The organism is Chryseobacterium polytrichastri (assembly GCF_900142445.1).
GTDB lineage: Bacteria > Bacteroidota > Bacteroidia > Flavobacteriales > Weeksellaceae > Chryseobacterium > Chryseobacterium polytrichastri.
Window position 1 is genome coordinate 103,246 of record NZ_FRAV01000007.1, and the last position, 12,869, is coordinate 116,114.

At 32.6% G+C, this 12,869-nt stretch carries 7 protein-coding genes; 5 read left to right on the forward strand and 2 right to left on the reverse strand.

All coding sequences use genetic code 11. From position 1 onward, the window contains the following. Both BUB80_RS06130 and BUB80_RS06135 read right to left on the reverse strand, forming a co-directional pair. The gene (locus BUB80_RS06130; protein ID WP_073291890.1) at nt 1-3,666 is read right to left on the reverse strand and encodes a peptidoglycan-binding domain-containing protein; all 3,666 of its coding nucleotides are present in this window, start codon (nt 3,664-3,666) and stop codon (nt 1-3) included. Nucleotides 3,667-3,678: 12 nt separating this feature from the next. After that, complete coding sequence (locus tag BUB80_RS06135) at nt 3,679-5,709, reverse strand: hypothetical protein (RefSeq protein WP_073291892.1); 2,031 nt, start codon at nt 5,707-5,709, stop codon at nt 3,679-3,681. A gap of 872 nt (nt 5,710-6,581) precedes the next feature. On the opposite strand from BUB80_RS06135, the gene BUB80_RS06140 reads away from it, so the two are divergent. The 5 genes from BUB80_RS06140 (at nt 6,582) to BUB80_RS06160 (ending at nt 12,843) form a co-directional block, all read left to right on the forward strand. Beyond that, nucleotides 6,582-7,580, forward strand: a complete 999-nt coding sequence (locus BUB80_RS06140) for an EamA family transporter (protein WP_073291893.1) — start codon at nt 6,582-6,584, stop codon at nt 7,578-7,580. Between the two features lie 25 nt (nt 7,581-7,605). Beyond that, nucleotides 7,606-8,634, forward strand: a complete 1,029-nt coding sequence (locus BUB80_RS06145) for a methionine ABC transporter ATP-binding protein (protein ID WP_073291895.1) — start codon at nt 7,606-7,608, stop codon at nt 8,632-8,634. Then, nucleotides 8,627-9,283 carry a methionine ABC transporter permease MetI gene (metI, locus tag BUB80_RS06150; RefSeq protein ID WP_054509870.1) on the forward strand — a complete coding sequence of 219 codons (657 nt, stop codon included), beginning with the start codon at nt 8,627-8,629 and terminating at the stop codon, nt 9,281-9,283. Before BUB80_RS06145 ends, metI begins: the two co-directional genes overlap by 8 nt. A gap of 212 nt (nt 9,284-9,495) precedes the next feature. After that, on the forward strand, nt 9,496-10,305 hold the full coding sequence (metQ, locus tag BUB80_RS06155) for a methionine ABC transporter substrate-binding lipoprotein MetQ (RefSeq protein ID WP_073291897.1): 810 nt from the start codon (nt 9,496-9,498) through the stop codon (nt 10,303-10,305). A 279-nt stretch (nt 10,306-10,584) separates the two neighbouring features. Next, nucleotides 10,585-12,843, forward strand: coding sequence for a glycoside hydrolase family 3 C-terminal domain-containing protein (locus BUB80_RS06160; protein WP_073291989.1), 2,259 nt, complete (start codon nt 10,585-10,587; stop codon nt 12,841-12,843). Nucleotides 12,844-12,869: the final 26 nt, after the last annotated feature.

The following is a 12,869-nucleotide window of genomic DNA, read 5'->3' on the forward strand; positions in this document are numbered from 1 at the left end:
TTAATTAGTTAATATTTTTAATAATGTTTTAATTCCTATTCTATTTTTATCTGATGCTAAAGCCAGAATTCTATTAATTTCGTCAAAATTTGAACGTAGTGGATCATTAATAGGTAAATCTGTTAATTCTCCATTTTTAAACAATGTTCCCTGATAGCTAAGTCTTGCAAAACCGTGTACAGCACCTCTTACTCCGGGACCTTCTCCACCTCCTATTTGTCCTCCAACTGTGGGACCCAAAATAGCCTCTAAGCCAGCTTCTAATCCTGAAATACTTGCAATAAAGGAAAATAGATCTATAAAATCATCAATCCCAAAATCTTCATTTTGCTGAATTGTAGGTTTTACGTTATTAAGATAGCTATTATATGCCTTAACTCCTTTTATAAAATATTTTACAACTTCAAAAAATGAGTTTGCCGTATTACCCCCAATAAGATCTTTTATGTAAAAATTTAACCCTTTAAATTTATTCGCTGTTCCAGTAAATTGTTCATTTTCAGAAAAAAGAAAATTATAATAATCAATTCCTTTTTCAACCTTTCCAGCCTTTCCATCATTTAATTGTTTACTTATTTTATCATTAATTCTCTTACGTTCCAGAGCTAGATTTTTCTCAAAACTAGCTCTCGCTGTACTTGTAGTTAATATAGAATATTTATAGTATAATTTATTAATATAAAATTCAAAAAGTAAATCAACAAGATTAAATTCCATATTAATTTTAAAATCTAACGCCAATGAACCATCTATAAACGTAAATCCTGATTTGATTCCGCTAAAAAATTTCTTTAATAGCCCTACTTCTGTCGCTGCGGAAGAAGATCTAGAAAATGAATCTGCAACTCTTGTTGGATATTTCAAGCTTGCTAATCTGTCAAGTCTATTATTTTTCTTTCTCGTAGCATCAGACTTTTTAGCAAAGACCCCTACTTTTTTGCGATACTCAAAATTCTTTAAAATTTTCTTTACATTGTCATAAGTAAAATTATAGTTTGGATCATCACCCATTTTTTTAATTTCACCCATATCAAGATTTAATTTCATCTCCGTTCCAGCTTCACCAATAGTTCCGACATCTCCGGTAAAATATCCAAAATACAATGACACACTTTTATCAAATCTATCTCCTGCAGCATTGTTAGAAATTTTAAGTTTTCCATTTGTTAAAGCTTGGAAATGTTTATTTTGAACATTCCCTCTACCCAAACGAATATCACTCAAAGTCACATCTTTTGCATCTGCTTTTCTTTCAAACTCCCATTCACAACCAATCATAATACCCTTATCAAAATCTAAGGCACTGAAAAATGAAGAAGATACATAATTTATAACAAGCTTTTGAAGGAAGCTTCCTAAAGGTCCTGCCCCCAGCTGAGCTTGTGCATAATATTTAAGATCAATTTTTGCTTTACTAAACACTCGAGCATCAATATTGGAGACTTTAGGATTCATATCATACTCCGCTTCAAAAGATAAAGATAAACCACATGTTATATCTCCAGTAGCTTGAGCTCCTACCCCGGGAACCTGACTTAGCAGATTGTGGGCAAGTCCAAAACTTTTTCGACCTTCTTGAGTTGCTGCATCTTCAATATTACTTTGATTTATGTGCAAATTATTAGCAGAAGTACCATTATTGAAACCTGCTTGAGCTGCCGACCACGCACTCGCCTTATTTTCAACACCTAGTTCTAGTTTTGTGAGATAGTGATGTGGATCAAGATTAATTACATTAAGATAGTCTAAAAGTCGAGATGTATTGGTTACCATTTCTCCTCCAAAAACGGCTATTACCATAGACAGTAATGCTGTTTCTTCTTTTCTTATTGGAAATTGATATTCTGTATTAGCCTTAAATGAAGCTACTATCGACGCACCAGCACCTGCATTAAGACCTAATGATTTCTTTTGTCTTCCTACACCAGAATATAAACCAACTCCACCACCGGACATAACTTCCAAGCCCACTCCTACAGATCCAGCTTCACTAAAACAGATATTAAAATCTTCAGGCTTTGTAACCTCTCGCCATAAATGACGCTCTACACTACCTTTAAAATTAAAGACCGTAAAAAGTATATCAAACTCTCCACCTACTAGCCCTCCTGTTCCACGAGGCCAATATTGCGCTAATGATTGTATCGCAAAATTATATGCTTTTACAAAAAAGTCTGCGACCTCATGGTAGGTTTCAACTGCTTCATTTTTTACACTGTCGATAACTCCCGATATTGCATCAATTGCATTTCCTAAAGTATTAATAATACCATCTAAAACCGATCCCTGAACCTGTCCCATGTTGTTATCATCTACTTTTGTGAGCATTTCATCGTGTCTATAATTCAAATAATTATATAATGAATCAGCAAACTTTCTGGAAGGTATAATAATATTTTTACCTGGATCCGGTACAAAAGAAAGTACTTTACCTGTGGAATCAAATTGTATTTTGCTAGCAGCATTTAAAGCCTCCATTCTTTTTAAGAATCTGTAATAATTCGGCAGAGCCGTGTTTGGATTACTGCTGTTATAAGTATTATCAAAAACATTCACATCATCTAAATGATTTACATTATACCTTTGATAAGTACCACTCTTTTTCATTCCGTATTCTTTTGTACTATTACTACTTAAAACATATTCAGAATTATAGTAGTATAAAAGATTTAAATAGAACTGAAAACGGGCATCTTCACTTCTTTCATTTACAGCGAAAGGAATTCGATTAGGAAGAGTAACAATTGTTGCTCCAGTATATGGATCTTTAATATTGAGAGCACCTGTGTTATAATAGTTTTCTGTAACAATATCTCCAAAATTATCATCTGCTTCAACCTTATATATTTTAGCATCAGGATCGTCAAAATTCATTGGAGGAGTTTTTGCCAATTCATCCTCAAAACCTTGTCGATTAGATATATTAATTTGTGCAACAGGCTTATTTTTTTTTACAACTAAAATTGTTGCCGGGTTATCCAACTTTTTTTCTACAAATATTCCAGCCTCTCGCTGAAGCATTTCATTATAAAGTTCACGCTCAGTCTTCGCAGATGGTTTTATCCTAGCAGATTTATCTTCTTTAGCAAGAATAGTATATCCACTAAATATGTTTTTAGTATTTATTTTAAAAGTTTCATTTGCATTGTATGTAAATACAGAATAGCTATATTCTAACGTAGATGGATTATAATTTTCCTGAAAAGTAATTCTTTTTCTAGTATTTTTTCCAATATATGTTGTTTTAGCGGCATCTGTTAATGATTGCTGCGTTAATTTAGAGTCAATACTCAATAATGTTTTTGAATCAATTATTCCTGTTTGTGGTAAGCCTACCCATTGTTGAAACTTAATAACATTACTTTCCATTGTATTATCAAAAGTATATCCTGGAGATGTACTTCCTGAAGGAGATAATATGAAGTTAGGTGAGTTTGAGTAAAGTTCTTTAATTATTGTAAATGCAATATTTATAGCTCCTAAGCATTTCCTTACAGTGTTATCTTTTTTTAAAGATTTTACAGCTACAGGATTTCTTGCTAAGGCCACCAAATACTCTTCTGATCTAAACAAACTACTTTTTAAAATAGTATCTACCTTAACGTTTGCATCTTTAGCAGTAATTGGAATGTCAACAATTGCATTTGTTGATATATAATTTGCCATGTTTATTTAATTTTAATTATAGTTAACTCCTGTAAATGTTATTGGTAAACTATTGTATACCACATCTCCAGGGATATTTTCAAGACCCATATATAAGATATTTGACAGAGGATCTTTTACGACTGTAGGAATGCTCAAAGTGAGAGTGATTTTCTCTAAATTCACATTCTCATATTCTACAGTCTCAACACTTTTAGCCTTAATAAATTTAGAATGATCATTAAAAGTTGAGCTTGTTATAGACTTCAGATGTGTATATTCACCATAAGTAAACGAGACAGATTTCAAACTGTTAAATGCTGTATCTGTATTTCTAAAGTCATCTTCTTGAGAATATGTTAAAAAGTGCGAAATGTTATTTGAGCTATCATTAATCATAAATTTTTCAAGTTCAAAATTGTCAAACTTATAATTATTTGCTAGCTGAATCAAAAAGCCAATATTGGGATTAGTTGTCGAGCTATCATAATCTGTAAGATTATAAGGAGCATTATACTTCCCTCTATTTATTAGAGAAACAAATGATTCTTTAAAATCTTTATCTAGGGAGTAAATAACCTGCTCTTTGTAAACAAAGAATGTTACATGTCTTTTATCGTAGGCTATCCCAATAGTAGATGTATAAGCTTCTCCATTTATTGGATCGAATATAATAGGGCAGTTAATGGAAGAATATGTATTAACAGCAAAGCTACCTTGCTCCACATCATTACCAAATATATTAATTGATGCTAGTGAAAATAAATTATCCCAAGCTATAGGTAGATCTTCATTTACATTATTTCTATTAGAAGATTTTTTTAATAATATATAATTGGAAGCAATCATATTATTATATTTCCAATTATTTAATTTAATCGCCTGACTAGAATTTAAATTAATATTTGCACTATTAAAATCATTACTTATAATGTGATATTTTCTCTTTGTTTTATCATCTGTTGTCGAAATATTCTGTGTATAAGAGTATAGTAATGATTGATTGCCTATTTCAGTCGTTTCTATAGGAAGAGATAACCAAAAATTTTCTCTAGAAGAATTATATGTTTTATTAATAATTCTTAATATTGGCCAAACTGAATAATAGTTTAGATCCTCATACACAATTTTATTACTAGAATCATAAAACCCTAGTTTCAAAACGTCAGATTCTTTAAAAAAATGATTGTAAGAAAATCCTTTATTATCTCTAATATCAATATAAATGACGTTTTTATTATAAAATTTTTCTAAAAAATTTTCATTAACTCCTTTTATACTGACTTTTTGATTTTTACAGGTTCCATAAAATGCTGCTAAATCTAAATAAGCCAATATTTCTTCCCTCCTATCTCTATCTTGAAAACGTAATTTCAGTTTATTTTCCTCACTATCAGCAGACTGAACAACCAATTTGGAAACTTCAAGAGTGTGATTCTTTTTTCTTAATATATTAATTTTTGGATCATATCCAATTTTGTCCATTACAACCTCTACTCCAGCTAGAGCATTTTGTCCCTGAAATTTTCCTATTTGATCTCCTCCTTCAACAATTAAAGGATTAAAATCATCTGTATTATCAAAAATAATACTTTCTATATAGCTATTTACATTAGAACTATATTGCACTCCTAAACAACTCGAAGAAGCTTTTACGTTTGGTGTACCAACTGCATCATTAATTTTATCTTGTATTTTCTTAATATCTTTTAATATATTAGAACTTGACCAAGAAGAATCAGAGACTTTAATAAAATTATTACTGTCTATTAAAGAACTCTTTTTAATGCCCCGATAAATAAATAATTTAATCGGAAAACCTGCCGTGTAAGAATTAATTGGAATTAAAGCCGCATTTAATAGTTCACTATTATTTTCATCATTAATAAAAATGATAATTCCTTTAGTTATAGCAATTACAGGAGCATCTGAACTTACAGAAAATTTATTCTCTAAATTATAAATGTCAGTATTTGAAGAACTAGGCAAAGGACCAAAAGCAAAATCAGAGTTTTGGGTTGCAATAATAGCATCTGGATCTGTGAAAAAGAATACTTTTGCCATATTATTATTTTGTTTATATTATAAATTTTGTTGAAATTAAAATATCTAATTTTAGATTAAAAACTGATATTATTAAATTTTTATTTTGAATAGATTAGTGATTATTACATTGTTTTATATATATATATATATATATATATATTTTTTTTTTTTACAATCATCTAAATATCAATTTACTTCATTGAAAAGTGAATAAAAACAAGGGAAGAGTTTTTATGATTGTGATGAATAAATTGATTTAATTTTTCTAACGCTTCACAATATTTTTGCGATTTTAATTACTTGATTCGTTAGATTGGAACAAATGTATTCCGTTGTAACGCCAAAACTTGACGCATTATACATAAAGGTTAAAAAAATTAAGTGTTCTCATGAAGTAAATGTTTTTTATATTAGCGCTAATATATTTTCCCTTGTAATTATTCGCTTATTTCTAAAGCAAAACTATTCCCTGTTAACGTCAAAACTTGACGTGTTATAATTTATTTAGAAAAAAATTAAGTATTTTATAATATTGTATTGATAATTTACACAAACACAATGAAAATACTTATTTAAACATCATAAAACCAAATAGTTAACTATTAAATGCAAATTATTTTTCAAAAAGTCTATAATTTTAGTAGACTAATAAAAATATATGTTTTATATTTGCAACATATTAAGAACAAAAAATAAAATGAAGACAGAATTACAATATAATTCTTTACAGAAACATAGCATCAATACCATGATGATGGATTGTTGTATGCCTATGCTTTATCTAAATTCCTGTGGTTGACCTTACTTTTATATGACATATTTTTAAAGGCCTTACCACGTTGTAGGGCCTTTTTTATTTCTAAAAACAACATAAAAAAACATAACTCACAATGACTCACTCAAAAAATAACTGGTTAGTCCCCGTCGCATTTGCCAATATTTATGTAATCTGGGGAATTACATTTTTAGCCATCTCTTTCGGATTAAAAGGCTTTCCTCCTTTTATCCTTTCGGGTTTTAGATTTTTAGCTGCTGGGATATTAATGATTGGCTATCTTACTGCAAAAGGAGAAAAAGCCAATTCATTGGTTAATTGGAAAAAAAATGGAATCACAGGAATTCTTATTCTTACCGGAGGAACCGGGCTGGTAGCTTGGGGAGAACAGTATGTCTCTGCTTCGGAAGCTGCAATTACAATTGCCACAGGACCATTTTGGTTTATTGCCATCGACAAGAAAAACTGGAAATACTATTTCTCTGATAAATTTATTCCTATAGGTTTAGCGATAGGTTTTATCGGATTGATTTTATTTCTGAAAGGAAGTGTAAATTCTAACGCCCATCATCCGGCAATAAGCGATTCCATTCGGGTCACCGCATTTATTGTTTTAGCCATAAGTTCAATAGCATGGGTACTGGGTTCTTTATATTCTAAGAAAAATCCTGCCAGCCATTCTACTTTTATGAATATTGCGCAACAGCTCATTATTGCAGGGATTGCTTCTTTTATCATCGCCTTTTTCAGAAAAGAATGGAACCAGTTCTCAATCAGTGAAATTCCACTCTCAGCATGGCTGGGTGTAACATTCCTGATCTTCTTCGGTTCTATTGTGGCCTATCTTTCGTATATTTGGCTTTTATCTGTAAAACCGGCCGCTTTAGTAAGTACGCACACGTATATAAATCCCATCGTGACCGTAATTGCTGGCTGGATTATTGCTAATCAAACGATCAACGGAAATCAGCTGTATGGTCTTTCAGTAATATTAATTGGAGTTCTCCTCACCAATATTACCAAATACTTCAAACTTTCCAAAAGGTCAAAAGTAAAAATAAGAAGGGTAATGAGGCATGTAAAGAAAAACAACAGACCTTATCAACCCGTATAAAGTGTAAGTAAGTAGCTTAAATATAATGATAGAAATTAAGAACATTTCAAAAACATTTCACCAAAAAAAACAGTCGTTTAAAGCACTGGATGATGTGAGCCTGACTCTTGAACAAGGAGATATTGTAGGAATTATAGGCTTTTCAGGTGCCGGAAAAAGTACTTTGATACGTACTGTAAATTTATTGGAAAGACCCGATCAGGGACAGATTATCATCAACGGAAAAGATTTCACCCAACTAAAACCTAAGCAGCTTGCTCATGAACGCAAAAAAATAGGGATGATCTTTCAGCATTTTAATCTGCTTTCTTCAAGAACTGTTTTTGAAAATGTAGCGCTTCCTTTAGAATTAGATAACAATAACAAATCGGATATCCAGAAAAAAGTTAATGAGCTGCTGAAGATCGTAGGATTGGAAGACAAAGCCAATGACTATCCTAAAAGTCTTTCTGGTGGGCAGAAGCAAAGGGTTGCTATTGCAAGAGCTTTGGCTAATGATCCTTATCTCCTACTTTGTGACGAAGCCACAAGTGCATTAGATCCGGCGACCACTCAATCTATTTTACAATTGTTGAGAGATATTAATCTAAGGTTGGGAATTACCATTTTACTGATTACCCACGAAATGGAAGTTATCAAATCAATCTGTAACCACGTTGCCGTGATAGACAAAGGTAAACTTTTAGCGAAAGGAACTTTAAGTGAGATCATCTCTAATAAAGAAAATCCGATCATCAAACAATTTTTAAACTCAGGTGTTATGACTATACCACAAGAATTAAATAAAAAACTACAAAAAGAACCACAAGCGGGATTATTTCCACTTGTTGAAATAGAAATTGACGAACATATATCTGTGGAAAAATTACTCTCCGTTATTTATGATCAATATAAAATTCCATACAAACTTCTGAAAGCAGATGTAGAATATCTTGGAGATTCCAACTTCGGGAAATTATTGCTGCAGCTTCAAGGGGAAGAGGAAGAAAACCAAAAAGCAATCTATTATTTCAATCAAAATAAAATTCAAAATACAGTAAAAGGTTATGCTTAGTGATACGGTAATTTCGCTTTTGTCGAAAGGAGTTTGGGAAACAGTTTATATGACTTTTGTTTCAGGGTTTTTCGGATTCGTGTTGGGACTTCCTGTTGGAATTCTTTTATTTATGACCAGAAAAGATCAGTTGCTGGAAAATGTATATTATAACAGAATACTCTCTATTTTGGTTAATATTTTCCGTTCTATCCCTTTCATTATTTTGATTGTCTGGATGATCCCTTTTACAAGAACTTTGGTGGGAACATCTATTGGAGTCAATGCAGCATTAGTTCCGTTAAGTATCGGCGCTGCACCATTTATTGCAAGATTGGTAGAAAACAGTTTGCTTGAAGTTCCGGCTGGGTTAATTGAAACCGCAAGAGCTTTAGGTGCTACTCCATTTCAGATCATTAAAAAAGTATTGCTTCCAGAGGCACTTCCTTCATTGGTTAATAACGCAACCATCACTTTGATCACCTTAGTAGGATATTCTGCAATGGGTGGAGCTGTTGGCGCAGGCGGATTAGGACAAATCGGATATCAATATGGTTACATAGGTTATGACGCTGTAATTATGAATCTGGTATTAGGTTTATTGGTAGCTATCGTGTTTATCATTCAGTTTTCTGGTGATAGATTAGCTAAAATATTTGATCATCGCTAATTTTGGTTAATCGCAAAGGCGCAAAAAATTGAATAATAGATGTTTTTAAGGCGCAAGGATTTTATCTTCGATAAATTTGATTGTGCATACAAAACCTCATGTTTTACGATGAAAATCTAAGATTTTCTTGCGCCTTAAAATCCGTGCAAAGATTAGAAACCTTTGCGACTTTGCGTTTAAAACAGATAAAATAATAAATAAAATAATTTACAATGAAAAAAATAAAAATTTTAAGTTTCCTAGCAGCTGGTTTACTATTATTCACGGCTTGTAATAAAGCAAAAAAGGAAGATCCAAATCATATTAAAGTCGGTATTACAGCAGGGCCTGAACAGGAAATTGCTGAAGTAGCGAAAAAAGTAGCAAAGGAAAAATACAACCTTGACGTAGAGCTTGTTTCTTTCAATGATTACGTAGTCCCAAATGAAGCGTTGAATAATGGAGATATTGATGCCAATGCTTTCCAACATGCTCCTTATTTGGATGAACAGTCAAAACAGAGAGGATACAAACTAGCGATTATAGGAAAGACTTTTCTTTATCCTATCATAGCGTATTCAAAAAAGATTAAAAACATCAGTGAACTTAAAAACGGAAGTACGATTGTAATTCCTAATGACCCTACCAACGGCGGACGTTCATTACTTCTTTTACAGAAAAACGGATTAATAAAATTAAAAGACGGTATTGGTTTACTTCCTAAAGTAACTGATATTGTTGACAACCCAAAACAACTGAAAATTGTAGAAATTGAAGCTCCACAATTGCCAAGAGTTTTGGATGATAAGGAAGTGGTAATTGCGATTATCAATAATAATTTCGCTGCACAGGCCGGATTAGATGAAGCTAAAAACGGGATTTTTAAAGAAGATAAAGATTCTCCTTATGTGAACCTTGTTGTGGCAAGAGAAGATAACAAAAACGATGAGAAAGTGAAAAACTTCCTTAAAGCATATCAATCTGATGAAGTGGTAAAAAAAGCTGAAGAGATCTTCAAAGGAGGCGCTGTTAAAGGTTGGTAGTAGTTTTTGCTATAAGCAATAGGCTTTAAGCAGTAAGCTATTATTCGATTGATTAAAAAATTCTATTATTTTATATCGGGACATCATTTCAGAAAAATTTACAATCTGAAATGGTGTCTTTTTATTTTGCCTTTTTTTCTTAGAAATTCTATTAGCCAAACTCGCATTTTTCTTACTTACAATTGGTTATTAATGACCAATTATGCAAAAATTACATTTTCTCAATTTGAGATAATAAAAATTTTTCTTAATTTTGTTACGAATCAAAAAAAGGTTTTTATGTTAAAGAAAACTGCCATCATAAGTTTATTCACACTTTTTTCTGCTTATTCTATGGCTCAAAATACTACACCCGTTTATTTAGACGAATCCAAACCCGTTGAGCAACGCGTTAAGGATGCACTTTCCAGAATGACACTGGAAGAGAAAGTAGCAATGCTTCATGCACAATCGAAGTTTAGCTCTCCCGGAGTTCCTAGATTGGGAATTCCTGAATTCTGGACAACAGATGGCCCTCACGGTGTCCGTCCGGAAGTGATGTGGGACGAATGGAACCAAGCCGGCTGGACGAATGACTCTATCATCGCCTACCCTGCTTTAACCGCACTTTCAGCAACATGGAATAAAAAAATGTCATGGAATTACGGTAAAGCTTTAGGAGAAGAAGCCCGTTACAGAAAGAAAGATATCCTTTTAGGACCCGGAGTAAATATCTACAGAACGCCATTAAACGGAAGAAATTTCGAATATATGGGTGAAGATCCTTTTTTAACATCTAAAATGGTAGTTCCTTATATCAAAGGAGTGCAATCAAACGGTGTAGCGACTTCTGTAAAGCATTATGCTCTTAACAATCAGGAAATGTTCCGTCATACAAGTAATGTAAAGATAGACGACAGAACGTTGTATGAGATTTATCTTCCGCCTTTCAAAGCTGCGGTTACAGAAGGAGATTCGTGGACGATCATGGGCGCTTACGACATGTACAAAAACGAATATGCAAGCCAAAACCAATATCTTCTAAATGATATTTTAAAAGGAGAATGGAAATACAAAGGCGTTGTAGTTTCAGACTGGGGTGCCGTAAACAATACGGAACAAGCTATCCATAACGGATTGGATCTTGAATTCGGAAGCTGGACCAACGGACTTTCTGCAGGAACCAAAAATGCATACGATAATTATTATTTAGCACAGCCTTATTTAGATTTAATTAAATCCGGAAAAGTAGGAACAAAAGAACTTGACGATAAAGTAACAAGAATTTTAAATCTTGCGTACAAAACGACAATGAACCGAAACAAGCCTTTCGGAAATGTTGCTTCTGAAGAACATAAAGCGGTAGCCAAAGAAATCGGTGAAGAAGGAATTGTTTTGTTGAAAAACCAAGGAAACGTTCTTCCAATTGATATTAATAAAGCTAAAAGAATTGCTGTTATTGGTGAAAATGCTATTAAGATCATGACTGTTGGTGGAGGTTCATCTTCATTAAAAGTGAAATATGAAACACTTCCTTTAGACGGAATTAAAGCAAGATTTGGAAAACAATCTGACGTACAATATGCAAGAGGTTATGTGGGAGATATTGGTGGAGAATATAACGGCGTAAAATCCGGACAAGACTTAAAAGACACTCGTTCTGAAGCTGAATTATTAAACGAAGCTATTGAATTAGCAAAAAAATCTGACTACGTAATCTTCGTTGGAGGATTAAATAAAGCCGATTTCCAAGACAGTGAAGGAAACGACAGAAAAAGCTACGGATTACCATACAATCAGGATAATGTAATCTCAGCTTTGGCAAAAGCAAATAAAAATCTTGCTGTAGTTCTGGTTTCAGGAAATGCAGTGGCAATGCCATGGGTAAAAGAAGTTCCATCTATTGTTCAGTCTTGGTATCTAGGTTCTGAAGCTGGAAATTCTATCGCTTCTGTATTGGCAGGTGACGCCAATCCATCAGGGAAATTACCGTTTACTTTCCCTGTGAAGCTGGAAGATAATTCTGCTCATGCATTAGGAGAATATCCTGGAAATAAAGAAGAATTAGCAGCCGGAAAAGGAAAAGATCAGAAAAACCCAATCAATATTACTTACAACGAAGGAATCTTTGTGGGATACCGTTGGCATGATACAAAAAAGATCAAACCTTTATTCAGTTTCGGACACGGATTAAGCTATACCACTTTTGAATTCGGAAAAGCGAAAGCCGATAAAACAACGATGTCTCAGGAAGACAAAATCACGTTTACAGTTACGGTAAAAAATACAGGAAAGAAAGCAGGTGCTGAGGTTGCTCAATTATATATCAGCGACTTGAAATCATCCGTTCCACGTCCTGCAAAAGAATTGAAAGGTTTTGAAAAAGTATTTTTAAACCCTGGAGAAGAAAAAGAAGTGACTTTTACAATTGATAAAACAGCATTAAGTTTCTTTGATGCAGCAAAACACGACTGGGTTGCAGAACCTGGAGATTTTGAAGCATTAATTGGAAATTCTTCTGATGCCATTAAAACAAAAGTGAAGTTTACGTTAAAGTAATCTTACTTATATATTTCTAAAACGAA

Coding starts and splice junctions, on each gene's coding strand:
- BUB80_RS06130 (WP_073291890.1), bottom strand. CDS start 3,666: ATGGCAAATTATATATCAACAAATGCAATTGTTGACATTCCAATTACT.
- BUB80_RS06135 (WP_073291892.1), bottom strand. CDS start 5,709: ATGGCAAAAGTATTCTTTTTCACAGATCCAGATGCTATTATTGCAACC.
- BUB80_RS06140 (WP_073291893.1), top strand. CDS start 6,582: ATGACTCACTCAAAAAATAACTGGTTAGTCCCCGTCGCATTTGCCAAT.
- BUB80_RS06145 (WP_073291895.1), top strand. CDS start 7,606: ATGATAGAAATTAAGAACATTTCAAAAACATTTCACCAAAAAAAACAG.
- metI (WP_054509870.1), top strand. CDS start 8,627: ATGCTTAGTGATACGGTAATTTCGCTTTTGTCGAAAGGAGTTTGGGAA.
- metQ (WP_073291897.1), top strand. CDS start 9,496: ATGAAAAAAATAAAAATTTTAAGTTTCCTAGCAGCTGGTTTACTATTA.
- BUB80_RS06160 (WP_073291989.1), top strand. CDS start 10,585: ATGTTAAAGAAAACTGCCATCATAAGTTTATTCACACTTTTTTCTGCT.